Origin of the sequence: Micromonospora sp. NPDC047467 (genome assembly GCF_040643095.1) — a bacterium.
Classification (GTDB): Bacteria; Actinomycetota; Actinomycetes; order Mycobacteriales; family Micromonosporaceae; genus Micromonospora.
This window is the reverse complement of record NZ_JBEYTO010000014.1, coordinates 88,129-112,970: the sequence shown is the minus strand read 5'-3', so window position 1 is coordinate 112,970 and position 24,842 is coordinate 88,129. Positions and strand designations below refer to the sequence as shown.

Sequence of the window (24,842 nt, the reverse complement as noted above, 5' to 3'; positions counted from 1 at the left end):
ATAAGGGAGTAATCGCCGTGATTGTTCACGACAAGCTCTACGTTGGTGGCCAATGGGTCGCGCCCGCCGAGGGCGGCCTGCTCGACGTCCACTCGCCGCACGACAAGTCGCTGGTGGGGCGGGCCGCCGAGGCCTCACCGGCCGACGTCGACCGGGCGGTCGCCGCCGCGCGCAAGGCCTTCGACGACGGGCCGTGGCCCCGGATGACGCCGCAGGAACGCCAGGCGGTCATCGCCCGATTCAACGAACTACACGCGGCGCGGGCCGACGAACTGGCCGCGTTGATCACTTCGGAGAACGGCTCCGCGTCGTGGTTCACCCGGTGGACGCTGCACGCACTGGCGGAGCAGACCGGCGCCTACCTGCGGGCCGCCGAGGCCTTCGGGTGGGAGGAACGGGCAACCGAATCCGGCCCGCTGATCCGGCGCGAGCCGGTCGGTGTGGTCGCCGCGGTCATCCCGTGGAACGCCCCGCACCAGTCGGCCCTGGTGAAGATGATTCCGGCGTTGCTGGCGGGCTGCACGGTCATCCTGAAGGCCTCGCCCGAGACCGCGCTGGACGCGCTGGTGCTGGGCGAGATCTTCGAGCAGGTTGGGCTGCCGGAGGGCGTGGTCAGCATCCTGCCGGCGGGCCGGGAGACGAGCGCGTATCTCGTCGCGCACCCCGACGTAGACAAGGTCGCCTTCACCGGATCGACCGCCGCCGGGCGCACGATCGCGTCCGTGGCGGGCCAGCAGCTCAAGCGGGTGAGCCTGGAGCTGGGCGGCAAGTCCGCGACGATCATCCTGCCGGACGCGGACCTCGCGGCCGTGGTCGAGGGACTCAAGTTCCTGTCGTTCGGCAACAACGGCGAATCCTGCGTCGCGCACACCCGGATCCTGGCCCCGCGCAGCCGCTACGAGGAGATCGTCGAGGCCGTGAAGACCATGACGGAGAGCCTCGTCGTGGGAGACCCCGCCGACCCGGGTACGTGGATCGGCCCGATGGTCCGCGCCGACCAGCAGCAGCGGGTCCGCAGCTACATCGAACTCGGCATCTCCGAGGGGGCGCGTCTCGTCACCGGCGGTCCCGAGGTGCCGGAAGGGCTCGAGGGCGGTTACTACGTACGGCCGACGGTCTTCGCCGACGTCGACAACGGCATGCGCATCGCCCAGGAGGAGATCTTCGGACCGGTCCTCGTCGTCATCGCCTACGAGGACGAGGACGACGCGGTACGCATCGCCAACGACTCCCCGTACGGGCTCGGCGGTGGGGTGTGGACGGCCGACGTCGAGCGTGGCCTGGCGCTCGCCCGCCGGATCCGTACCGGCTTCTTCACCGTCAACGGCGCCGACCCGGGCTTCGACGCGCCCTTCGGCGGCTACAAGGGCAGCGGTGTCGGCCGCGAGTTCGGAGCCGTCGGCCTGGCCCAGTACGTGGAGCACAAGACCATCGCGGTCTGAGTAGGAGCGCTGTCCGCTCCCCACCACCGAGAACTGGAGTCTTTTCGTGGCTCGGACCACCACCCGTACCCCCTACCGGACCACATTCGCCATCCTCGCGGCCGGCGCCGGCTTCTTCGCGATGCTGCAGTCGCTCGTCAGCCCGGTGCTGTCGACGATCCAGCACGACCTGCACACCTCGCAGAACACCGTGACCTGGGTGCTGACGGCGTACCTGCTCTCCGCGTCGGTCTTCACGCCGATCCTCGGACGGATCGGTGACATGGTCGGCAAGGAGCGGATGTTCGTCGTCTCCCTGGTCGCGCTCATCGCCGGCTGCCTGCTGGCCGTCATCGCGCCGAACATCGGCGTGCTCATCGTGGCCAGGATCGTGCAGGGTGTCGGTGGTGCCGTCTTCCCGCTGTCGTTCGGGATCATCCGGGACGAGTTCCCGGCGGCCCGGACCACGTCGGCGATCGGGGCGATGTCGGCCCTGCTCGCCGCCGGCGGAGGACTGGGCACCGTGCTCGCCGGGCCGATCGTCGGCGCCTTCGGCTATCGTGGGCTCTTCTGGATCCCCATGGTCATGCTGATCGCGACGGCCGTGGCGGCGCACTTCCTCGTGCCGGAGTCGCCCGTACGGACGCCGGGCCGGATCAACTGGCTCGCCACCGTACTGCTGTCCGGGTGGCTCGTCGCGCTGATGCTGGCGGTCAGCAAGGCCCCGGCGTGGGGTTGGACCTCGGGTAAGGTCCTCGGTCTCCTGCTCTTCGCGGTGCTCGTCCTGGTCTCCTGGGTGATCACCGAGACCCGTTCGACCAACCCGCTCATCGACATGCGGGTGATGCGCCTGCCGGCGGTGTGGACCACCAACCTGGTCGCGCTGCTCTTCGGCGCGGGCATGTTCGCCATCCTCGCGTTCCTGCCGCAGTTCGTGCAGACCCCGACGGTCGCGGGCTATGGGTTCGGGGCCAGCGTCACCGAGGCGGGGCTGTTGCTGGTGCCGATGCTCGTCGCCATGTTCCTGACCGGCATCGTCAGCGGCCGGATGGAGCGGATCCTCAGTGGTAAGGCACAACTCGCCGCGGGCTCCGCGTTCAGCGTGGCCGCGTGCGCCCTGCTCGCCGTGGCCCACGACGCACGCTGGCAGATCGTGGTCGCCTCGACCGTGTTCGGGATCGGCATCGGCCTGGCATACGCGTCCATGACGAACCTGATCGTGCAGAACGTCTCGGCCGCGCAGACCGGTGTGGCGGCGGGGATGAACGCGAACATCCGGACCATCGGTGGATCGATCGGAGCGGCCGTGATGAGCAGCATCGTCACCGGCCACCTGCGCCCGGACGGTCTGCCGTACGAGTCCGGGTTCACCCACGGGTTCGAGATGCTGACCGTCACCTCGCTCGCGGCAGTGGTGGCGGCGCTTGTCGTGCCCGCCGTCCGCCGAGCGTCCCGCACGGGCGCGAGCGGTGTGGCACCGGCCCCGCTGGTCGCGCGGCGTGCGTAGGCGAGGGCGCGTCGGACCAGGGGGCGGCGGACGGGATGTCACCGAATCGGCCCTGGTCCCGTACGCCGACCAAGTAGCGTGAGCCGCGGTTCACGTGGAATGAGATTCGATAATTGAGCACCCCCCGACGCGCGCCACGATTTCGGCGATTGTTTCCCGTCGGATTCGCAGGCGGCGACGGTGGTCTCGTCCAGTCGCAGGAAGATGCCCTCGCCGCGATCCTCGGTGGCTGGCACCCAGGTGGGGCGGCTGTCCCGGGTGAGCTTAACGAGAGCCAGCAGTTGGGCCAGCAGGACGGCGACGGCGACCATGATTGGCGCACGTTCCAATCGCCGAGTCGAGGGCCTGCGGGTCGGCGTTGGTGCAGACCCGCCAGATCGTCGAACCGCTGTATCACTACTCATCCCCGCCGCCGTCGCCGCAGCGAGCGCCAGGACGACCGCTGTCGACCCCGGCCCGGCGGCGACCGGTTTTCCGACACCCGACCAGCAACGCCAGTGGGCTACGGCACACCCGTCACCTCGCCAAACGGCACCGCCGATAACGGACCAGCAACTGGGAATGTCAAACTGAACGACGACGAAGCGCCGGCAAGGACAAGGTCCGTGAGAAGACCTCGTCCTGCCGGAGCTTCTCGCTCAACACGCCGAAGCAGCCGTACCACGACAGGTCGTTCTACAGCAACGCTCTTGAAGTGGTCGTGCGGTGAGGGGTGACCCGTAGGGCGCCTAGCGTGCCGCCGCAAACCGGCCATGGTTGCACACCGAGGAGTATTCGTGTCGGTACAGGACAAGCTTGAGTCGATCTTCACCTCGGTGGTGCGGCGCAACCCTGGCGAGTTCGAATTCCACCAAGCGGTGCGGGAGGTGCTCGACAGTGTGGCGCCGGCCCTGGAGAGGCATCCCGAGTACGCCGACGCGAAGATCATTGAGCGGATCTGCGAGCCGGAGCGGCAGATCATCTTCCGGGTGCCATGGGAGGACGATCGCGGTGAGGTCCGCATCAACCGCGGCTTCCGGGTGGAGTTCAACAGCGCACTAGGCCCGTACAAGGGAGGTCTTCGCTTCCACCCGTCGGTCTATCTGGGGATCGTGAAGTTCCTCGGTTTCGAACAACTGTTCAAGAACGCGTTGACTGGCATGCCGATCGGCGGCGGCAAGGGGGGGTCGGACTTCGACCCCAAGGGCCGCTCCGATCGGGAGGTGATGCGGTTCTGCCAATCGTTCATGACCGAGCTATACCGGCACATCGGCGAGTACACGGACGTGCCAGCCGGCGACATCGGAGTCGGTGGCCGAGAGATCGGTTACCTGTTCGGGCAGTACAAGCGGATCACCAACCGGTACGAGTCCGGGGTGCTGACCGGCAAAGGCCTCAGTTACGGCGGTGCCCAGGTGCGCCGGGAGGCTACCGGCTACGGTGCGGTGTTCTTCGCCGAGGAGATGCTACGCGCCGATGGCGGCGACAGCCTCGACGGAAAGCGGGTGGTGGTCTCCGGCTCGGGCAACGTGGCGATCTACGCGATCGAAAAGGTGCATCAGCTCGGTGGCATTGTGGTGGCATGCTCGGACTCCTCTGGCTATGTCCACGACGAAAAGGGAATCAACGTCGAGGTGCTTAAGCAGGTCAAGGAGGTCCGCCGGGCACGGATCGACGAATACGTCGAGGCCCATCCGCACGCCACGTTCGTCGCCGGTCGCCCGATCTGGGAGGTGCCCTGCCACGTGGCGATCCCCTGTGCGACGCAGAACGAACTCACGGCCGCCGACGCGCTCAGCCTGATCTCGGGTGGCTGCACCACCGTGGTGGAGGGGGCTAACATGCCCACCACGCCGGAGGCGGTGCGGAGTTTCGCCGAGGCCGGGGTGCGGTTCGCGCCCGGTAAGGCGGCCAACGCCGGCGGAGTCGCGGCAAGCGCGCTGGAAATGCAGCAAAACGCCAGCCGCGACTCGTGGACCTTCGACCATTCTGAGCAGCGGCTGCGGGAAGTCATGCAGACCATCCACGCCCGCTGCTACGCCACCGCCGACGAGTACGGCATGCCGGGCAACTACGTCGCTGGAGCCAACATCGACGGCTTCCGGCTCGTCGCCGAGGCGATGCTCGCCCACGGCCTCATCTGAGACGGCGGCGTACCCGTAGCGAGGATGCTGGGCAGGGCCGGGGAATCCCGCGCCCTCATCCGCCGATCCCGCCCATTACGACGATTCTCACCCAACGCCGTTAATTCCGATCTCCTGCCGGAGTATTAGGAAAGCGTGGACGAGTAATGGGTCGAGGATCTGCTGCTACCGACGTAGACGCTGCGCAGATGGTCAAAGCGATTGGTCGTCGTCATCGCGCTGTCGGTGCGGTGGTAGCGGCCGAGAGGCTTCCCGTTCTTCAGCCGCCCGTCCGGTCGGTGAGGCGGCGCAGCGCTGTTCCTGGCTGGGGGAAGGCGAGCCGCAGGGTGTGTGCGGTGAGTCGGATGCCCCACCAGGTGAGGGCGGCCAGGTAGCCGACGATGAGGGCGCCGGTGGTGTCGACGGTGAAGACGAGGGCGTAGCCGATGGCGAGGCCGGGTGCGGTGATGGCGCGGATCGTGCGGCTGCGGCTGATGGTGAGGGCGGTGGCTATCCCGAGGAGGGCTGCGCCGATGCTGCCGGCGATTGCGGCGGTGGTGTTCGTGGAGATGGGTGTGGTGAGGGTGAGTGCGGCGCGCATGAGGTAGATGCCGGCGGTGGCGGTGATCGCGTGGGTGATGGCGGGGCGGGTCAGGGCGAGCCAGGTGGGTAGTGCGTCGGCGGGGATGCGGGGTGCGGTGGCGGCGATGAGGGCGGCGCAGGCTGCGAGGGGTAGGGCGGCGCCGAGGGTCCATGTGAGGTAGGGGGTGTAGTCGTATTCGACGGCGGTGCCGGTGGCGAGGCCGTAGAGCGCGGCGGTGATGGTGCCGCCGACGGCGGTGGTGAGGTATCCGCGTCGGATGAGGCTGCCGGTGGTGGGTTCGGGTGTTGACGCGGTGGGTGTTCCGGCGAGCCAGGTGGTGGGTGCCAGGTGCGCCACGGCGAATGCGGTGAGCATGACGAGTGCGCCGGCGGCGCCGAGTTGCGGTAGTGAGGTGCGGACGCCGACGACCCAGGTGCTGTAGGTGGAGATGTAAGCGGTGAGGACGGCTTGCAGGAGCAGGGCCAGGGAACAGGCACCGAGGAGCAGGGCGCCGGTGAGGTCGCTGATGCGTAGGCGGACGCGGGGTAGCTGTGCGGCGGCTGCGGGGCCTGATTGGTGGGTGGTGGTGAGGCAGAGCGCCCCATCGGCGAGGGCGTGGGGGTGGTCGATGAGCGTAGGGGGTTTGCCGGCAGCTGCGGTGAGCGCTTCGGCCAGCGCGGGTACGCCGAGGGCTGGTCTGAGGACGACGGCGGCGAGGTGTGTGGTGTCGACGTCGGCCGCGTCGAGGAGCCCGTCGACTGCGCCGGGGATCTGGTCGAGGAAGGGCTGCGCGGCGGCCGTGACGTCGTGACGGGTGATGACGGCGGGTGAGCGGGGCGCGGGCAGCAGGATCGCTGCTTGGTCGTGGGTCGCGAGCAGGCTTCTGGCGGCCCGAACAGATTCCAGGAGAACACGCCCGTCGCCCGCTTCATCGCTTCCGGCTGCGGTCATCGCCGCTCGGAGCGGGTCGGCGTCGATGGTTGCCATCGCGACGACGCGTTGGGCGATGAGGTGGTCGAGGCCCTGGTCGAGGCTGATCTGATGTGTCGCGAGTTCGCGGTAGCCGTCGGTAGCGGTTTGCAGGACGGTGAGGGTCGCCGGTTCGCGGTCTGCCTGGCATACGAGCACGCAGGAGCCTGCCGGCACGGTGGCGCCGAGCATTGTGGCGTATGCGGCGAGGGCGGCGGGTGCGGTGACCAGGGCCGGAGGTGGAAACCCTGCGCGGGTTGCAGCCTCGTTGACGTGTCCGCAGCGGCGCGGTCCCCAGCTCGATGGAACGGTGACGGTGAGCGCGGTGATCGGCCCGTTGACGTGGACGGCAGCGTGATGGGTGACGTGGCGCAGCACGGTGGCGAGCAGATCCACCGGGTCGGGTTGCGCCGCGTCGGCGGTGTTGGTGGGCCGGCCGAGGAGGTCAGTCGGGTTGTCGACGAACCGGTGGTCGGCGGGCAGCGACATCGCGGCCGTGGCGTCGAGGCCGAGGTAGATCTCCCCTGTGGGGCCGATGGCGGCGCCGGGCGGCATGACGAGGCGACCGTCGATGAGGATGGGGATCTTCAGGCCGTGGCGGCTGACAGTGGCCGCGATGGCCGACGAGCTGAGGTCGATCGACAACACAGTGCCCCCGCTTGGCATGAGGGGCAGTCTCGCCGGTGAGGGCGACCGGGTGTCAACCATGATCCGCTGAACGTGACTCGTTGTACGCGGATGGTGAGAATCTCTCCCGATGGGATAGCCAGAGACACTCACCCTCGTGTATCCGAAGAAGATCGGGGGATCAACCGCAGGGGGACAGGTGCCGCAGACGCGCCGGGGCAGAGACGACAAACTCGCCGAGTACGGTGCACGACCCACCGTCCGCATCCCCTCAGAATCGCTGCCGCGACGCGCGAGACCATCCCTCGGCGGGGCTGTTCGCGGCGTCATCGGCGCCGGCCTCTTCCTGGTCGCCGTTCCCGCGCTGCTGTGGACCGCGGGTGGGAACCCGCTGCGCCGGCTGCCGGCCTGGTCGCAGATCCCCGACTGGTTCGCGCGCTCCAGTGGACGGTTCACCCCGGACTTCCTCATCGGCGCGGCCCTCTGGGCGATGTGGCTGCTGTGGGGCGTGTTCACACTGCTCCTGCTCGCCGAGATCCTCGCGGCGGTGACCCGGTGGCGCATCCCCCTACTCAGGCTGCCAACCCCGTTGCACCGGCTCGTGTTCGGTCTGGCCGGCACCGCCGCGCTCGCCGTCACCCCCGCCGGCTCCCTCGACGCGGCGCCACACTCAAATCGACCCTCCACGCCCGTCGCTGCGACCGAGCGCGCCGATGTTCCCCGGCAAGCCGCAGCCCGCGGACCCGCCATCATCCACGTCGCCGACCAGCGCTACCTCTACACCGTCGAGCGACACGACACCCTGTCCAAGGTCGCCAAGGAGTGGCTCGGCGACGCGAGCCGGTGGCCGGAGGTCTGCCGCCTGAACAAACACCGCCACTTCCCAGTCGGCGGTGTCCTGCGCGACTGCGACCTCATCTACCCCGGCTGGGAGCTGCGCCTCCCTACCGACGCCCGCCCACCACAAGCCGCCACACCCCCCACCCCCCGGTCGGACCGGCCTGCTACACCACCCTCATCGCCGAGCGCCGCACCGGACCCGCCCGATCCCGCCGTTGCGCCACCCGCGCCCCCGCCATCGGCCGGCACTCCCACCACCACGCCGTCCGCAGCCCCAAGCGGGTCCGTTTCGTCGCCGGCGCCGTCGTCAGGGGTCTCCAACCCCGCCACGTCGCCGCCCGCCACGAACAGTCCTACGGCCACAGACGACCAGGGTGTGGATCTGTCGGACTCCGGTTGGCTGCCCTGGTCCCTCGCCGCCGCCATCAGCGCCGCCGCCGCAATGGTTTGGCTCCAACGCCGCCGTCGATACACCTCCGAGCCCGACGATGATCCGCCCACCGAACTGCCCCCGACCGTCGTCCAGGTCCGCCGCGCTGTGGCCGCCCATGATCCCGAGCCGGCGGATGCGAGCAGCGACGACAGCCCGCCGCTCGCTCTCGCACCCGACCTCGGGTTACTGCCGGGCGGCGGAACCGGAATCGTCGGAGACGGCGCCCACGCTGCCGCCCGCGCCGCCCTCGTCGCCGTGCTGGCCTCCGGCGGCCCGCACCACCCCGACGCCCGCGGCGAGGTCGTCATCGACGCCGCCATCCTGACCACGCTGCTCGGACCGGACGCGGTGACCCTCAACCCATGGCCGCGCCTGTACGTGACCGACAGCATCAACGACGCGCTCACCGTCATCGAGTCCCAGCTGCTGCACCGCAGCCGCATCCTCGATGAGCACGCCCTGACCGACCTGGACGAGCTGCGACGGACAGCGCCCGACGAGGAAGCCCTACCGCCGGTCGTACTCGTCACCGGAACCCCGCCAGCCAGTGCCCGCATGCGCGCCAAGGTCGCCCTCGCCCTGGGCGAAGGCCTGCACATGTCCGCGCTGCTACTTGGCGAATGGGCCCACGGCGCCACCGTCGAGGTCACCCCGGACGGACACGCCACGCTCCTCTCCGGGCAGCCCGCTGACCCGGTGCCACCGCGGCTGCCCGTGCTCGAACCGGCCGCCGCCCTCCAGATCCTGACCACGCTCCGCGAGGCGCAGACCGGCGAACAGCCCGCCAGCACCTCAACAGCCGTACCGGTCACGATCGTGCCCCTACACGCCAGCCGCACCGAGACCATGGCCACCGCCACGGACCCGGCTACCCCGACCGTCGTCACACCCACCGCCGACGCCCTGTCGGGACGGGCGCGGCTGCGCGTGCTCGGCGCACCGCGCATCGAAGGCATCACCGCAGAAGGCCGACCGCTGCGAGCCAAAGCCCTGGAACTCGCGGTCTACCTCGCCGTGCACCCCGACGGAGCCAGCACCCGTGACATCGGCGAATACCTCGAACCCGACGCCCGCATCAGCCAAGCCGACCAACGCGTCCACACCAACGCCTCGAACCTACGACACGTCCTCGGCCGCGCCGGAACCGCCGCGACAAAGAACGCCTACGTCATCAAATCCGCAGGACGCTACCTACTCGACCCGGCGAGCGTGGACGTCGACGTGTGGACCCTGCGCGACCTGATGCGCAGCGCCACCATCGCCACCGGACCGCGCCGCCGCGAACTCCTCACCGCCGCCTGCGACCTCTACACCGCACCTCTCGCGGAAGGTCAGGACTACGAATGGCTGCAACCCCACCGCGAAACGGTCCGCCGCTGGGGCACCGAAGCACATCTCCTGCTTGCCGACGACCTGCTCGACAGCAACCCGCAGGCCGCATCCGACCTGCTCGCCAAGGCCATCGGTCTCGACCGTTACAACGAGGCCCTCTACGTCAAGGCGATGCACGCCCGACACGCCCTCGGCGACGCCGACGGCATTCGAACCCTGCTGCGCGCACTGACCAAAGCCCTCGCCGACCTCGACGCCGAACCGCACGACGACACCATCGCGCTCGCCACTCAGCTGCGAAGCAGCTTGGACGAGAACTGACTGTCTCCGCCTGGTCGTCCCGTGCACGTTTCAACGCCGTTTGCCTGGTCCGTTGGCTGCACCTCGTACGGCCTGCGCATCGGCACGCTCCCGTAAAGCTGGTTTTGGCGACAGATCGTCGTAACGTTTGCGACAGGCCGTCGCATAAAGGAGTATGGCGTCGTGACGAAGCAGGCAATGACCACGGGTACGGGCGGCGAAACCCAGAAGCTGGTCGTCGTGACCGGAGCCTCCACGGGCCTGGGCGCGGCAGCCGCCCACGAACTGGCTCGCCGGGGATTCCACGTCCTGGCTGGCGTACGACGCGATCGTGATGGCGACGCCATCCGGGCGGCCGGCGTTGAACCGGTCATCCTTGACATCACCGAGTCCGAGCACGTGAACGCGCTCGCCGCCCGGGTCGCCGCAGACCCTCGCGAGTTGCACGCGCTTGTCAACAACGCCGGCATCCAGGTGAACGGGCCGGTCGAAACATTGCCCATGGAGCAGTGGCGGTGGGTGTTCGAGGTCAACCTGTTCGGCCACATCGCCGTCACCCAGGCGCTCCTGCCAGCCCTGTTGCGCAGCAAGGGTCGAGTGATCAATATCAGTTCGATCGGCGGCCGGGCCGCCATGGCCACCTACGGCGCGTACGCCGGCGCGAAGTTCGCCCTGGAGGCGGTCAGCGACTCATTGCGTCGGGAGGTCGCGCCGCTGGGCGTACACGTGGTCGTGGTTGAGCCCGGCGGCGTCCGCACGGAGATGGCCACCCGCGGGGTCGCCACGGCAAACGACCTGGCCGCGCGGATGACGCCAGAGCAGGTCGAGCGCTACGGCGGTCTGGTCCAGGCGAACAACGCCCTGATGGCCTCGGGCACCGCATCAGGCCTGACCGCCGATGCCGCCGCCCGGATCATCGTGAAGGCCGTGACGACCCGCAAGCCGCGTGCCCGCTACACCGCCGGCCGGGATGCCGCCATGATCATCCCTCTGACCCGGATACTGTCCGACCGCACGCTCGACCGCATTCTCGCCGCCAACCTGCGCCGCCATTACCCGAAGCAAGTCACCGCGTAGTCACCGACCTCCCTTGCGCAACGAGCACGACACACTCGGGGCAGGCGCGACTCCAGCGAAGGAGGATGATCGGATGCCGCGTATCCGGGGAGTCAACATCGAGGAGCACCACGAACTGGTGTGGGCCAGCCTCGCCGAGGCGATACGGGAATTGCTGCTCGAACGCGACTACGAATCGATCAACATGGGCCACATCGCCGCCCGGGCCGGGCTCGCGCGCAACACCCTGTACAACTATGCGACCGACAAGAGCGCCCTGATCCTGGCGTTGTCCGAGCGTAGAGGCCGGCCCACGGTCGAGCGGGTAACCGCAATCGCCGCGCGTACCGCGGAGCCGGCAGCGCAGCGCATGCTGGAAATCATCCAGGAGGTCCTGGAGGCGTTCACGGATCCGGCCATGCACCTGATGTTCCGGCCGGGTACCCGCATGCCGACCGCCGAGGCGCCCAAGGGGCCGGACAACCCGTTCCACGCCATCGTGGTCGAGGTGGAATACGTTGTCCGGGACGGGATGGCGCGCGGTGAATTCCGCGACGTCGGCGACCCGCACCTCGCAGTGGAGTTGCTGTCCGGTGTCATGCGCGCTGGCGCGGAACGTATCGGCCGGGATCCGGCCGCCTTCGGGGCTACGGTCCGAGCAGCCCGAGAGATAATCCTTGCCTCCCTGGCTGCTTAGCGTGGCAGGCACCGTTCGTGAGGTGACCACCTCGATCCCGCGGGAATAAGGGCGGCCACCGCATGATCATCTGTGCGTTGCGGACACAACCAGACGATCGCCGGCTTTCCTCGCTTCCGACAACGAGGGGGTGGGCTATGAGCCAGAGCTGCTATGCGGTGTACCGATTCGAAGGGTTGGCGAGAGTCGCCGTGGCCGTCGCGTGAGGTACCGCGCTGTGGAGCGCGATTGCGGCTCCTACAGCCCAACCCGCCTGATGGCGGCGATCTGGCCGGACCAGTTGTTCAGTCGCGAGATCTTGACCGTGTCGCCGGTTCGTGGCGCCTGGATGATCAGTTCCTGCCCGATGTACATGCCGACGTGGCGGGGGTTGGCCATGGTGCCTCGGCTACCGGGGATGAACACGAGGTCGCCCGGCAGCAGGAGCGTCGGGTCAGCTACCGGCTTTCCGGCGTTGACCTGGTCGGTGGTGACGCGTGGGATGGGGATGCCGGCGGCCCGGTAGGCCGATTGCATGAGCGAGGAGCAGTCGCATTGTTTGTCGGGGTCGCCGGAGTGCGGGTCGGTGCAGGTGCCGCCGAAGTGGTAGGGCGTGCCGAGTTGGTTCACGGCCCAGGCGATGGCGGTCGCTGCGGCGGGTGGGGTGTTGGCGGGTAGCGCGAACCCGGAGGGGAGCGCGTCGAGGGCGTCGACGGTGCAGTCGGCGAGGGTGTTGGTCAACTGCTCCACGAGGTGCAGGGCGTCGTCGGTCCATGTGGCGTAGGCGTCGGGGAACGCGGAGGACTGGACGGCTTGCGCGGCCCGGGTGAGGGGCATCGTCTGCCAGCCGGGCACGGTCTGGAGTTTGTCGAAGAACGTGCCGGCCTGGTAGGCGGGATCGGACAGTTGTGCGATGGTGCCCCAGCCTTGGCTGGGGCGTTGCTGGAACACGCCGAGGGAGTCGTGGTCGTTGCGGTTGCCGAGGTGGGGCAGGTTGCGTAGGCCGGATTCCTGCATGGCGGTGGCGACCGCGACGATCCAGCCCCAGCGGGGGACGCCTTTGGCGACCCCGACGTCGATGATCGTGGCGGCGATGTCGAGGTGCTCGGTGTCCCATCGGCCGGGGCCGGGCGGCTGCCCGGAGGGGCGGAGGGCGGGCGGGGCAGCGATGGCGCACCCGCCGGGACCGCCGCCGGTGACGGAGGTCAGCAGCAGGAGGGGCAGGCCGAAGCAGGCGATGACGACGACGGTGACGACGCCGATGATGATCTTTGTCGTGGCGATGACCTCTCGGGATAGCAAGAAAGGGCTGGTCTGCGTGCGGTGTCCGGCCGGTGGCCGCGACGCGCGTTCTAGAGGCGGTAGTGAAGGGGGAGTAGTCCGGCGTGGGTCTCGCGCAGGAGTCCGGTGATCAGGGTGCTGGCCGGGAACAGTGGGTGGCCCACGTCGACGCAGGTGGCGTAGCGCCAGTCCCAGTGGCCGGGCTCCAGGCGTACCAGAGGGCCCGTCGAGGTCGAGGAACGCGGCGCCGTTGATCTGTGGGGCAAGCAAGGTCATGGGTTGGCTGGCGCGGGTGGCCAGGCAGTGGCAGTCGGGGTTGTTGTAGTCGAGCGCGGCTGGCCGTGGTGGGATCGGGCAGCGGCAGCGGCAGTCGCAGGTGCGCTCGCGGGCGTTGCGGTAGGTGCGGTGTGCGTAGATGTCTCCTCTGGTCGTGAAGCACGAAAAGGTCGTGGGCCGCCCACGAGGGCGGCCCACCTTGAGCGGTCACTGTTAGTCGGGCAGTGCGCCGAGGACGTTGGCGGCTTGGCGGAGCAGGTGGTCGATGACGAGGCCGATGCTGTAGACGTCGGCCCGGGTGTCGATCTCGGTGGCGCGGTCCCAGTCCCAGGTGCCGTTGGCCATGGCGGGGACCTGCCAGAGGTCGCCGCCCTGGTCGGGGAACAGTGCGCGGCCCCATTGGTTGGTCAGCAAGGTGATCGGCTGGGTGGTGCAGGTGATGGTGCAGGCGCAGCCGGACTCGTTGTAGGTGGTGCGCGGCTGGCGGTGGTGAAGGATGCAGCGGCAGTCGCAGACCCTGCGCCACGGTGGCGTGTGCGTCACGGGTTCCTCCGCAAGGGGTGGATGGGCGTACGCCTCGGTCGCCGCCGGTGTAGGGCGGCTTCCGAGGCGTACGAGGTGGGGATGGGTGGTGTCAGGCCGTCATCGGTTCGGCGGTGGGATGGTGGACGTTCCGCCTGGTCCGAGGAGCCGGTCGTCCTGGATCTGGCGGGTCTCCTCGACGGTGAGCACGTAGGCCGGCAGCCGCGGTACGTGCTCGCGCCAGGCGCGGTAGAGGCGGTGGGTTCCGTCGATGAGCAGCGGGCCAGGCGGTGCTTTGTTGACGCTGATCTGCGCCACGATCAGCGGCTGGGTCAGGTCGGTGGTCATGGCGTAGGTCCGGTTGACGGCGGTGTCGGTCGGGCCGATGAGGCTGGTTAACCACGGGTTGGGGTTGTCAAGATGCGTAAGGCCGTACGCGGCGGCCCACGCCGGCACGTCCAGGGGGCGGGTGTCGTGGGGTGAGGCCGCGATCAGCGCTTGCGCGGCGTCGATGGAGAAGACCCACGGCCCGAAGTGGAACCACTGGGGTCGGCGGGGGCCGGTCACTGGTGGTCCTTCTTCGCGGTGACGCGGGTGTAGATCGCGGTGCAGCGCAGGATCAGCTCGTGTGACGGCAGGGTCAGCAGCTGTTGCCGTTTGTCGTCGCGGAGGTGGTCCCAGATGAGGACGGTGACGCTGGCCGACCACAGGTCGACGAGGACGCCGTCGATCTTGGCGTGCTGACGGTTGGCGACGATGCGCCGCAGCGTGTCGATGAGTGTCGGGTCCCCGGGTGGGTGGTTGGCGTCGTCGGGTCGTCGCGCTTCGGGGAGCAGGGTGTAGCAGTCCTCGCAGGTGACCTCGACGCGCGGCGGGTCATCGGTCTCCCACCGCTGCACGTCGGCAGCGGGCAGGCCGCACACCGACTGTCGAAAATCGCGGGGGTGACGGATGTGGCGGATCATCGGTGGCCCGTCCGGTCTGATCTGCGCTGGGTGGTGCTCGGCTGTGCCATGGGTGTGTCCGTCCTGTGCGGGCCGGGGCAGCGGCCGGCGGACCGCTGCCCCGAGGGGTCGAGGTGCGGTCAGACCTTCAGCAGGTCGAAGGCGGTCACCTTCAGCTCGCCGACGTTGCCGGTGAGCACCCGGTTGGCGCGGGCGGTCTCGTTCTTGGCGGGCTGGTAGTGGTCGAGGTACTCGGTGATGGCCTGGTAGCCGGCCCACCGGGTGCCGGTGATCGCCTTCTGGGTGTCGGCCTCGCGGATCAGGTACTTGAGGGTGCCGAGGCGCTGCTTGGCGTTGTTCTTGGTTTGCTCGGACGCGTTGTCCTTGACCGGCCACACCTCGGCGACGACCTTCTCGAACTCGCGCATGGTCAACTCGGTCTGCAGCATCCGCTCGGCGGCCTTCTCGAAGGTCTCCATGTACGTCCACATCAGGCCCAGCGCCTCACGGGCCTGGCTGATCTGCGAGTTGACGTTGGAGGTGTGCCGGAACGTGTAGTGCCCGGCGGAGTGGGCGAACGCGGCGCGTTGGGTGTGTCGGGTAGGCCCCTGCCCTCTCAGGCAGAGGCCCCCCTCAGAACCGGACGTGCGACTCTCATCGCATCCGGCTCAAGCGGACCCCTGGGGGCGGCACTTGGGAATCATGACTGTCAGCGGAAGCGTGGTGCTTCCGGTGGCAGTCGGAGTGGATGAGTACACGGTTGGAGTTGTGATCTGATCCTCCGCGTGAGCGGTAGGTCAGGTGGTGCGCGTTGACAGTTCTGGCGGTCGCGAGGAACCAGTCGGCCCACTCGCGGACGCTGTCGGGCTCGTATGCGGCCCCTTCGATCAGGTCCAGCCCGCACAGCGGGCACAGGCCTTTCTGCCGGGCAGCCAGGTAGACGTTCAGCTGCCGGTCTGTCTGGGGGTACGTGCCCTTCCTGGTGCGCTCGGCCCAGTACGTTGACAGTGCCGGGTCGTCCTTGGAGGCCGAGTCCTTCACCATCACGTGCCTGCGGATGTGCGTCCAGGAGAACTTTCGTAGATGCGCGCCGGTCTCCTTCTCGCCGAAGACCCACTTGTCCTGGCGGGTGGGATTGAAGCGCCCGAAGTAGTTGTGCACGATCCAGTCCGTGCTCTTCATCGGGTGCCGCCGTTTGGCCCACCGCATCATCCGCCAGTACATCCAGTTCTCCAGACCGTCGAAGGTCCAGCTGGACACAGCGTGGCAGTAGTAGGTGGTCCATCCCTTGATCAGAGGGTTGAGACGCCGGATGAGATCGCCGGTGGTGGCTGTGGCCATCTCCTTGACGATCTCCCGGATCTTTGTCTTGACCCTCTTGACCGCGTCCTTGCTCGGCTTGATCAGGAGCTTTCCGTCGTACCGCCTGACGTTGAAGCCCAGGAAGTCGAAGCCTTCATCGAGGTGGACGACCTTGGTCTTCTCCTCGTTGAACGCCAGACCTCTGGGTTCCAGCCAGGTGGCCAGGTTCGCTTTGATCTTCAGCGCCTCCTCCTGCGTGGTGCACAGCACCACGAAGTCGTCGGCGTACCGGATCAGGAAGGGGCTGTTCCTCCACAGCCGTTGCTCTGTGGTGAGATTAGGATCATCCCCTGCGGCCGTTCCCATACCGTGTAGTGCGATGTTGAGCAACAGAGGGCTGATCACGCCGCCTTGCGGAGTGCCGTCCTCTGTAGGGGCGAAGCGCCCGTGCTCCATCACCCCAGCCTTGAGCCAGCCCTCGATCTCCCTGCGGGCAGGAAAATCGCCGATGGCCTCCAGCAGGCGATCGTGGTTGATTCGGTCGAACGCACTCGACAGGTCCGCGTCCAGCACCCACAGTCTGCGGGCGTCTTTCCGCGACACCGTCTTGAAGATCCGCTCGACCGCGTCGTGGCACCCTCGTCCGGGCCTGAAGCCGTAGCTTCGCCCTTCGAAACGCGCCTCCCATTCCGGCTCCAGGGCGTTTTTCACCCTGGCCTGCTCGACCCGGTCCCTCATGGTCGGGATGCCGAGTGGTCGCATCTTGCCGTTCGCCTTCGGGATGTGCACCCGCCGCACTGGCAGCTTGCTGAACGTCGGTTTCCCGGAGAGTTGCCTGAGCAACCTTCCCCTGTCGATGTCCCGCAGTGCTGTGAACCCGTCTACGCCGGGTGTGCGGCGGCCCATGCTGCGTTGCGTTACCCGCCTGATGGAGACCACCAGGTTGCTGCGGGAGCGCAGCATCAGCCTCTGCAGATTCCTGACCTTCTTCAGGTCGTTTTCCTGTGTCGCCTTGAAGATGCGTTGCCTCAGCCGCCGTACGTCATCCTCGGCCTTGGCCCAGTCGATGCTGTGCCAGAGCTGGGTGTCGTTCAAGTCCTTCTTCACTCCAGAGGCCTCTACGGCCACAGCTGCGGTCATGTCGACCTCCTTTGCGTCTAATCGGGTTTCTTGATGCTGACTGCTGTGCGTTGCCCTCTTCAAAGGTCCACCAAGTCCGCGTCAGCTCCCTTTCGGGCCGGGCAGTTGCCCGTATCCACCGGGTTATGGACGGAGGGCCAAGGTGCCCTGCGTTCCGTCGTTTTCCCTGGGCTTTCGCCCCAGTGGCGTTCGCTTCTCGGACTCTCCTTCGCCCGCAGCGGATTTCGGCCTTCGTTGCCTCCGGCTTACCAGGCTGACCTGGACCACTACGGGGTTGTCCTGTTCCACTCCGTCCAGATGCGGACCGGGAGGATGCCTCCTATACCCCGGGGCCGTGGTGACCGTCCGACCGTTGCGCTAGTAACTGGCCGGCACGTCGGCTTTGCAGCCATAGCCCTACCGCCGTGTTCTGCACCATGCGGCGTAGTCGTTGACGAGGCCTCGTCAGAGGTTCACTCTCATTCATCCTTCGGTCCTTCCCCTTACCTTGTGCCAGGTGATGGCCCACCCAGCCTTGAGGTCTCTTTATCGGAGGGCTCCGCACGGCTCCGTTACCAGAACCGCACGCCTCCTAGTACTCCAGCAGGAGATCTGTTTCAGGGTTCGGTGAGGGCTTGTCGGGCGTAGTGGCTGATCTTGGCTTCGGCTTGGTGTTGGCGTCGGAAGATGGACCAGGCGATGACGTCGCCGACGCGTCGGGCGGGTTCGATGATCAGGGCGTGGAACAGCCGTCGGAGTTCGTTGACGGTGATCGGGATCAGGCCGTCTGGGCTGGTGGTGCTGGCCGCTGCGGCGGCGGCGAGGAACGCGTGGGCGGCGATGACGAGGGTGGTCCAGCGGTGCCAGGCCCGCCAGCGGCGGTGTTGGTGCTGGTCCAGGCCGAGGCCGGTTTTGGTGGCCTGGAACGATTCCTCAATGCTCCACCGTTTGCCGGCGACGGCGACCAAGTGGTGCAGGGGGACGAGGTGGGGCGACCAACAGCGGTAGAACGCCAGCTCACCGGTGGTGCGGTTGCGGCGGATCAGCAGCCAGTGGTGACCGTCGTGCTCATCGGCGGCCAGGGGCAGGGTGATGAACGCCCAGTCGTAGTAGCGGTGGCCCTTCGCCCCCTGGCCGGCCGAGATCCGCTGCCACGCCCGTGTCGGCAGGTCGGCGGCGATCTGGTCTGCTCGCTGGATGCCCAGTCCGGTCGGGACGGGGTGCGAGCAGGCGACCGCGAGGACGTAGCCGAGTCGATGGTCGCGTAACGCCGCGGCCAGGTGCGGGTCACCGCCGTAGGCTTCGTCGCCGGCAACCCACCGGCATGGCAACCCGCCCGCGAGGGCGGTGTCGATCAGCCGGCGTGCCAGCTGCGGTTTCGTGGCGAAGCCGACGGTGTCGGGCACCCCGGCCTCCGTCCGTCGCTCGGGGTCGTCGGTCCACGATTTCGGCAGGTAGAGAGCGACGTCGAGCAGGGTGTGACCTTGTGGTGAGGCATAGGACAGGTGCACCGCGAGCTGGCAGTTCTCGATCTTCCCGGCGGTACCGGAGTACTGCCGTTGCACCCCGACGGTGTGCACGCCCTTCTTCAGGTCACCGGTCTCGTCGATCAGCAGCACACCATCCGGATGCCCGAGTTTGACCGCGACGAAGTCCCGCACGTCGGCGCGGACCTGCGCGTCGTCCCACCTGGCCCGACCGATCAGGTCCTGCATTCCTCCTGGCCCGTCATCACCGGCGTGTTCCGCGATCGTCCAACAGTTCTTGGTCGGCAGCGGTGCCAGCAGCCCGGCCATGAAGTCCCGCACCCGCCGGCGGGACTCAGGCCGACCGAAGCACGACCCGACCACGTCCATCAGCTCGTCGAACAGCCCCAACCATCGCTGGGCGTCTACTCTGTAAGCGGCAGCCACCGCCGAATCTTTGGTCCACACAACCACGAGACTCAGCGGTGGCTGCTCCCTACCCACGGACAAAACCACACTGCTCCAGCAGGTCCGAACAGATCTCCTGCTGGAGTACTAGGGGACTCGCCCTTGGTCACAAGCGAGGGGATAGGCGTTCCTTATTTACCTATCCCACTGGAGTAGAGCGACTTTCAGGCCGCACTCGCGCACACCACCCGGATCGGGCTGGCGTCGACCCGCAGCGCGGCGGTGCCGTCGTGCGAGGTGGTGCCGATGAGGTAGAGGTCCAGGCGGTCCACCCCGGCGATCTCCATCGCCGAAGGCAGCTTCATCGTGACGAACACCGACTTGCCGCGGCGCAGGCTGCCGGCGGTTTCGAAGTGGGCGCCGCCCACCTGATCGACCAGGCGGTCGAGCATCTCGGCGCACTGCTCGTTCTGGACCACGGTGTAGTCAGTGCCGACGATGCCCAGGTACTCGGTTGCGCCGGTGACCGGGTTGCGGCGCACGGTCATGCGTTTGTCGTCGGCGGGGATCTGCACCTCGACACCGCCCACGATGTCGATGCCGACGGTGCGGATGGTCCGTACGCCCCAGTCGCCGAGCCGGGCGGCGGCCATGATCTCCTCTGCCTTCATCGTGTGCTGGGTGACGGTGCCCAGCTGGTGCCAGGCCGACAGGCGGGCGCTGGCGAAGGCGGTCGTTCCGTCGGTGAACGTCTCAAGTTCGTGCGGCACAGGGGTTCTCCTCTTCGATATGCCGCGGGGGCCGAGCGCATGCGCTCGGCCCCCACGATGGGTTGGGGATGGTGCGGGTCAGGACTGCTCGGCGTCGTTGTTGTCCTGGCCGGGGTTGTCCGTGCTGGTGCTCGGGGTGGGGTTCTGGTCGGGCTGGGCGGGGTAGGTGAAGGTCAGCGGCGTGTCGGAGGCCAGGAGGATCCGGCCGGCGGCGGCGGCCTTGGTGCAGTTGTTGCGCACCGCCCCGGAGCTGACCGCGCGGCCGAGCTGCCCGCTGATGGCGGTGGCGATGTCCTGCGGGCTCATCGCCCGGCCCGGGTTCGCGGCCAGGACGTCGAGGGTCAGTTTCTCCAACTCGCCCCGGCCGAACGGCTGGCTGCCGTCGGCGTTGGCGGTCCCGTCGCTGCGGCGGCCCACGCTCGCGGTGATGCCCGTCGCGCGCGGCGGCATTCTCTGGGGCAGGGTGACGACGTGGGTCTCGCCGTCCGGCGCGACGACGTGCAGCGTGCCGTCCGGCCGGATCAGGGGCAGCACCGCGGCCGTGGCGCTCGGCGCGGTCGCCAGGCCGCGGATGACCTGGTAGCACAGCGGGCAGCGGGGCGGCTGCGGGTTCGGGTCGACCTCGCTGGCCTTGGTCGGGCCCGGGATCCACCGCTGCGGCAGGCCGGGCAGCCGGCGGGCGGCGTCGGCCTGCTCCATCGCGGTCAGCAGCCGCGAGGCGGTCGGGTGACTGATACCGCTCTCGCCGACAATCAGGTCCAGGGTGGCGCCGATGTCCCCGTAGTCGGCCAGGACACCCTTGATGGCCATGACCTTGCGGTCACCAGGGCGAGCGGGCTGCACGGCCGCGACGATCGGTGCCTGCTCGTCCTTTTCACGGTCGGCGTTGTCCACGGTGGTGCCGTCGGACTCGGTCGCGTCGTCGCTGTCGACCTGGCTGCCCGATTGGTCGGCCGTCTCGGTGTCCGGCGTGTCGACGGCGTCGTCGCTGCCGTCGTCCGGTCGGTCGTTCTCGGCGTCGGTGTCGGCGACCGCATCGGTGGGCTGGTGGCGTACCTCCATGTGCGGCTGGTCGGCCGCGTTGTTGGGCTCCGGTTCGCCGATGTCGGTCTCGCCGGCGGGGTCGGCGGGCGAGAGGGCGTCGGCGTCGCTCGGGGTGGCGAGGGTCCACCGGGCGGGGGTGCCCTCGGCCGGGTCGGTGTCGGGGTCCACCGCGACGATGACACCGGCGTCGGCCAGGGTCTTGATCGCCTTGTCGGTGGTCGAGCGGGCCTTGCCGGACTTGTCGGCCAACTCGTGGACGTCGCCCTGACCGAGGTCGGTCAGGGCGTCGAGGACGGCCTGCGTGGCAGGCGTCAGCGACAGCTGTTCCATCAGGATTTTCCTTTCGTGGGAACTGGTGAGGGCCGCCGGGCACGGTGGTGTGCCGGGGCGGGTGGTGCGCCGGGGGCGCGGGGCAGCGGCCAGTGCGGCAGGCGCGTGACGTCGTGCGCCGCCGAGGGGTGCCGCCCAGGCGTGGCCCGGTGGTCGTGGCGGTGAGTGGTGCGGCGTCGGCCGGTCAGTGGCCGGGGATGGCCTCGTCGGCCTGGAGGATGTAGAGGCGGTCCTCGGTCGGATCGCGGTAGATCCCGGCGTCGGCGTGGGACAGATACAGCGGGTTGACGCTGCCGGGCGGGCGGAGCTTGGCGTCGGATGTGCCGACCTTGATGGGGGTGGCGTGTCCGGCGAGGTTCTGTCGGCGGCAGGCGTCGGTGTGCGGCAGGACGACCAGGACCGTGTCACCGGGGTTGACGTAGCGCCGCCGCACCGACCGGCCCGGGTTCGCCTGCGCGTATGCGGCCCGCGCCGCGTCGCCGATGAGGGTGTCGATCCAGTTGCGGGCATACCGGTACTCCCGGGCCAACTCTTTGATGGTCTCTACCGGGCCGGCGACCATACTGGTGGAACCGTTCAGGTCGTCCTCGTTGATCAGGAGGGTGCGCAGCTGGTCGACTGCGTGCAGCAGTTCGGTGCGCAGGTGTCGCAGGTTGGCGGCGGCTTCGGGCAGGTGCGCGGCGGCGGGGATGGGGTCGGTGGCGTGTTGGTCGAGGGTGCGCTCGGTCGTCGCGGTGATCCAGCGGCTGATCGTGTCGAGGTGCGGCATGAGGTCCCCGGCTTCAACTGGTGAGGTGGGCGAGTTCGGCGGGGTCGAGTTGTGCCGGGGTGCGGTTGCGCCAGGTGTCGGAGTGGCGCAGGTGCCACCAGCGCAGCAGGGACCGGCAGGCCGAGGCGAGGTCACCGCAGGCGGGTAGTGGATACACCGTGGCGAGCGGGGCCGGGTGATTCGGGCGGGCGATGTAGGCGGTGGGCGTCCACCCGTGATCGGTTTCGGTGACCTCGCCGACGACGCGATCCGGGTAGGGGATGTCGAACGTGCCGGCGGCCTCGACGTCGGGTACCACCAGCCAGGTGTGCGGGTCGTTGCGCCGTAGCGTCGCGACGCCGCGCGACGGGTCGCAGCGCCGCAGGAGTAGGTACCGCTCGTCGCCGTCGTTGATGGGCCGGTGGTGGCGCCAGGCGTGGTAGCAGGTGACGAGCGCGGTCCCGAGGACGGTGTGCCGTTCGCGGGCGACCAGTGCGTCGGTGAGGGTCTGCCGGTAGCTGGCGATGTGCAGGTCGGCGCGGGCGGTCAGCGCTTGCCGGGCGGTTTCGGCGAGCACACCGGCCCGGGCGAGGGCCTGGTCGAGGCCGGTGGTGCTGTCGGTGAAGTCGCGGGCTGTCTGGTGCAGGATGCGGGCGAGGTCGCCGAGTGGTTCGGGGGTGGCGGTGTCGTGGCGCCACAGGTGTTCGGGCAGGACGTCGTTGGTGTCGGCGGCGATGCGGCGCAGCGCGGGATCGGTCAGGAACACGAGAGGTCTCCTTTGCAGACGGTCGGGTTGTGGGCATGGCGAGGACCGGTCGCAGCGGGGCTGCGACCGGTCTTCGGTGCGTTCGGGCGGTAGGTGGTTAGGCGATGGCGACGGCGCACAGTCGGGCGCTGGAGCGCAGGCCACGTAGGTAGGCGCAGGCTTCGTTGAGGAAGCGGAACCGGTCAGCGAAGGAGTCACTGGCCGGGATGAGGAGCCGGCCGTCGGTGGTGATGAGCGCGTCACCGATCAGCGCGGTGCGCCAGTGCAGTCCGACGTAGGTGGCTTCGCCGGCCTGGTAGACGGACAGCTCGTACGGGTCGAATTGGTGGGCGAGCATCGCCAGGACGCGGGGCTGCTGCTCGAAGCGTCGGCGGGCCTCGGCCAGGCGGAGCTTGGTCGGGTCGGCGTCGTGCTGGGCGAGGTAGTCCTCCCACGGATGGGCTGGACGGGTTGTCGCGGCGATGTGGGTGTTCCAGGCACGCCAGCGCAGGGCGGCGTGGTGGGAGGCCTTCGCGGCGGTGCCGGTCAGGTCGAGGCGACCCTTGCGGCCTCCGGCAGCCATGGTGACCGCGCCGAAGCGGCGGGCGGCGTCGAGGAGGTAGTAGCCGAGGAAGCGGGTCAGCCAGCCGATGAGGCGGCGGTGGCGGACGTGGTAGCGGCGGGCCGGGGTGCCGTCGGCGTGCAGCAGGTCGTTGACCTTTTCCGAGGCGGCGAACCAGTCGGAGTCGTCGCCGGGGGCGAAGCAGACGGTGACGACGACCTGGTCGAACAGCGGTGTGGGCATGGCAGGGTGCTCCCTTTGGGCAGGGGTGGGCGTTGGGGTGTGCTGTCACCGGGTCGCGGCGTCTGTGCCGGGAAGCTGCCGTGCAGGGGCGCGAGGCGTGGATCACGAGCCGACCTCGACGGTGGGCTGTGGGTGATGCCGCTGGCGCGGGCAGGTCCAGGGGGACAGACGGGCGGTGGTGCGAGCAAAAGAAGAGGTTGCACCGTAGCGTCGTGACCTGACAGCAGCCGCTCTGTCAGGATTGCCGATTGCGCCTCTGAGCTGCGCTGACAGGATCTGCCGTGAGCCTGTCAGGGTCTGTCAGAGCACGAAGCCGCTCTCGTCGTAGTTCGGGTTGTCCGCCACGGGCTGCCCGTGGTCGCTGGGCAATCCGGTGAGCCGGACTCGGCCGGAGGCGCCGTCAGGAAGCCAGACCGCTTCGGCGGGGTCCGTGGCGTGGTTGGCGGTCGCGAGGGGAACACTGTCGCGGCGGCCGCGCAGGAGCCGGTGCAGGTGTTCCTCCCGGTGTTCGCTGCCGAGCCAGAACAACACCGGGTAGCGGGGGCCGCCGCGGCGGATCAGCTGCGCGTACCGGTCGAGCTTGGCCACCACCCGACCCAGCGGCTCGGTGCCGGTGTCGGCCTCCAGGAAGAACCCCACCGTGGTGTCCGCGACGCTCCACAGGCCGTGCCCGTCGGCGGTGATGGTGCGGAACTGCCTGGTGGTCATCGTCTCGGACCACCACCGGTCCAGCCGCGCCTGCGGGTGCTGGCGGGCGTACACAGTGAGCCGGACGAAGAACTCGTTGGCCATCAGCAGGTGGGTCAGGTTCGGGTTCGCCGAGAGCCGGTCGACGCCCTGACGGCTGGTGCGCACGGTGGGCTCGGGCCGGCGGTGAGCGGCGGCCTGGAACCGGTGCCCCTGGTGGCCGAGCGTCCAGTGCCACGGATGGCTACCACCCCCGGCGCGGGCGAACCGGAACCGGTCCAGCAGGCCCAGCGCGGCCAGCTCACCGAGGCGGATCTGACAGGTCCGTCGGGCGAGAAACAGCATGCGGTGGATCTGATCGGTGGTGAGGACCTGGTGGTCGTCGAGCAGCTGCAGAAGCTGACGGTCACGGCTGGTGATGTGGGGATAGATGGCAAGGAGGCTGGCCGATCGTGATTGCGGCATGTGGATACACCCCTGGAGAGAGAGTCCCGTAGGGAGTCTGGATGAGTCGATCTCGATTCCGGTCCTGGCGTCGGGCGGGTTGGG

General features: G+C 68.7%; 19 protein-coding genes and 2 pseudogenes. 6 read left to right on the top strand and 15 right to left on the bottom strand.

All coding sequences use genetic code 11. From position 1 onward, the window contains the following. Positions 1-17: 17 nt before the first annotated feature. The 3 genes from ABZ780_RS29390 to gdhA all read left to right on the top strand — a co-directional run bounded on the left by ABZ780_RS29390 (position 18) and on the right by gdhA (position 5,051). Positions 18-1,442, top strand: coding sequence for an aldehyde dehydrogenase (locus tag ABZ780_RS29390; RefSeq protein ID WP_357488136.1), 1,425 nt, complete (start codon positions 18-20; stop codon positions 1,440-1,442). Positions 1,443-1,488: 46 nt separating this feature from the next. After that, complete coding sequence (locus tag ABZ780_RS29385; RefSeq protein ID WP_357488135.1) at positions 1,489-2,928, top strand: MFS transporter; 1,440 nt, start codon at positions 1,489-1,491, stop codon at positions 2,926-2,928. Positions 2,929-3,704: 776 nt separating this feature from the next. Then, positions 3,705-5,051 carry an NADP-specific glutamate dehydrogenase gene (gene gdhA, locus ABZ780_RS29380; RefSeq protein WP_357012906.1) on the top strand — a complete coding sequence of 449 codons (1,347 nt, stop codon included), beginning with the start codon at positions 3,705-3,707 and terminating at the stop codon, positions 5,049-5,051. A 259-nt stretch (positions 5,052-5,310) separates the two neighbouring features. On the opposite strand, the gene ABZ780_RS29375 is transcribed toward gdhA, so the two are convergent. After that, complete coding sequence (locus tag ABZ780_RS29375) at positions 5,311-7,248, bottom strand: hypothetical protein (RefSeq protein ID WP_357488134.1); 1,938 nt, start codon at positions 7,246-7,248, stop codon at positions 5,311-5,313. 160 nt (positions 7,249-7,408) lie between these two features. Between ABZ780_RS29375 and ABZ780_RS29370 the strand changes: the two genes are divergently transcribed. Further along, positions 7,409-10,135: a transcriptional regulator gene (locus tag ABZ780_RS29370; protein ID WP_357488133.1), complete on the top strand. Its 2,727-nt coding sequence runs from the start codon at positions 7,409-7,411 to the stop codon at positions 10,133-10,135. 30 nt (positions 10,136-10,165) lie between these two features. On the opposite strand, the gene ABZ780_RS29365 is transcribed toward ABZ780_RS29370, so the two are convergent. Continuing rightward, positions 10,166-10,513, bottom strand: coding sequence for a hypothetical protein (locus ABZ780_RS29365; RefSeq protein ID WP_357488154.1), 348 nt, complete (start codon positions 10,511-10,513; stop codon positions 10,166-10,168). Here ABZ780_RS29365 and ABZ780_RS29360 point away from each other — a divergent pair. Next, the gene (locus ABZ780_RS29360) at positions 10,400-11,191 is read left to right on the top strand and encodes an SDR family NAD(P)-dependent oxidoreductase (protein ID WP_357488153.1); all 792 of its coding nucleotides are present in this window, start codon (positions 10,400-10,402) and stop codon (positions 11,189-11,191) included. The two genes, ABZ780_RS29365 and ABZ780_RS29360, sit on opposite strands and share 114 nt — an antisense overlap. A 73-nt stretch (positions 11,192-11,264) precedes the next feature. Beyond that, positions 11,265-11,867: a helix-turn-helix domain-containing protein gene (locus ABZ780_RS29355; RefSeq protein WP_357488132.1), complete on the top strand. Its 603-nt coding sequence runs from the start codon at positions 11,265-11,267 to the stop codon at positions 11,865-11,867. A 237-nt stretch (positions 11,868-12,104) separates the two neighbouring features. Here ABZ780_RS29355 and ABZ780_RS29350 read toward each other — a convergent pair whose 3' ends face one another. The 13 genes and pseudogenes from ABZ780_RS29350 to ABZ780_RS29290 all read right to left on the bottom strand — a co-directional run bounded on the left by ABZ780_RS29350 (position 12,105) and on the right by ABZ780_RS29290 (position 24,758). Beyond that, complete coding sequence (locus ABZ780_RS29350) at positions 12,105-13,148, bottom strand: C40 family peptidase (protein ID WP_357488131.1); 1,044 nt, start codon at positions 13,146-13,148, stop codon at positions 12,105-12,107. A gap of 468 nt (positions 13,149-13,616) precedes the next feature. Next, on the bottom strand, positions 13,617-13,946 hold the full coding sequence (locus ABZ780_RS29345; protein ID WP_357488130.1) for a hypothetical protein: 330 nt from the start codon (positions 13,944-13,946) through the stop codon (positions 13,617-13,619). A gap of 99 nt (positions 13,947-14,045) precedes the next feature. After that, positions 14,046-14,492: a hypothetical protein gene (locus ABZ780_RS29340; RefSeq protein ID WP_357488129.1), complete on the bottom strand. Its 447-nt coding sequence runs from the start codon at positions 14,490-14,492 to the stop codon at positions 14,046-14,048. Continuing rightward, positions 14,489-14,824 carry a hypothetical protein gene (locus ABZ780_RS29335; protein WP_357488128.1) on the bottom strand — a complete coding sequence of 112 codons (336 nt, stop codon included), beginning with the start codon at positions 14,822-14,824 and terminating at the stop codon, positions 14,489-14,491. Before ABZ780_RS29335 ends, ABZ780_RS29340 begins: the two co-directional genes overlap by 4 nt. A gap of 185 nt (positions 14,825-15,009) precedes the next feature. Next, positions 15,010-15,465, bottom strand: a pseudogene (locus ABZ780_RS29330) (DUF932 domain-containing protein); the annotation flags it as partial. Between the two features lie 58 nt (positions 15,466-15,523). Beyond that, a complete protein-coding gene (ltrA, locus tag ABZ780_RS29325) occupies positions 15,524-17,311 on the bottom strand; it encodes a group II intron reverse transcriptase/maturase (RefSeq protein ID WP_357488127.1) in 1,788 nt (595 codons plus the stop codon). Positions 17,312-17,907: 596 nt separating this feature from the next. Continuing rightward, the gene (locus ABZ780_RS29320) at positions 17,908-19,146 is read right to left on the bottom strand and encodes an IS701 family transposase (RefSeq protein WP_357488152.1); all 1,239 of its coding nucleotides are present in this window, start codon (positions 19,144-19,146) and stop codon (positions 17,908-17,910) included. 251 nt (positions 19,147-19,397) lie between these two features. Further along, positions 19,398-19,934: pseudogene (locus tag ABZ780_RS29315) on the bottom strand (DUF932 domain-containing protein); the annotation flags it as partial. A gap of 78 nt (positions 19,935-20,012) precedes the next feature. Then, positions 20,013-21,308 carry a MarR family transcriptional regulator gene (locus ABZ780_RS29310; protein WP_357488126.1) on the bottom strand — a complete coding sequence of 432 codons (1,296 nt, stop codon included), beginning with the start codon at positions 21,306-21,308 and terminating at the stop codon, positions 20,013-20,015. A gap of 184 nt (positions 21,309-21,492) precedes the next feature. Then, positions 21,493-22,077 carry a hypothetical protein gene (locus ABZ780_RS29305; RefSeq protein ID WP_357488125.1) on the bottom strand — a complete coding sequence of 195 codons (585 nt, stop codon included), beginning with the start codon at positions 22,075-22,077 and terminating at the stop codon, positions 21,493-21,495. A gap of 13 nt (positions 22,078-22,090) precedes the next feature. Continuing rightward, positions 22,091-22,822, bottom strand: a complete 732-nt coding sequence (locus ABZ780_RS29300; protein ID WP_357488124.1) for a hypothetical protein — start codon at positions 22,820-22,822, stop codon at positions 22,091-22,093. A 97-nt stretch (positions 22,823-22,919) separates the two neighbouring features. Continuing rightward, a complete protein-coding gene (locus ABZ780_RS29295) occupies positions 22,920-23,606 on the bottom strand; it encodes a hypothetical protein (RefSeq protein ID WP_357488123.1) in 687 nt (228 codons plus the stop codon). Between the two features lie 300 nt (positions 23,607-23,906). Continuing rightward, complete coding sequence (locus ABZ780_RS29290; RefSeq protein WP_357488122.1) at positions 23,907-24,758, bottom strand: replication-relaxation family protein; 852 nt, start codon at positions 24,756-24,758, stop codon at positions 23,907-23,909. Positions 24,759-24,842 lie beyond the last annotated feature (84 nt).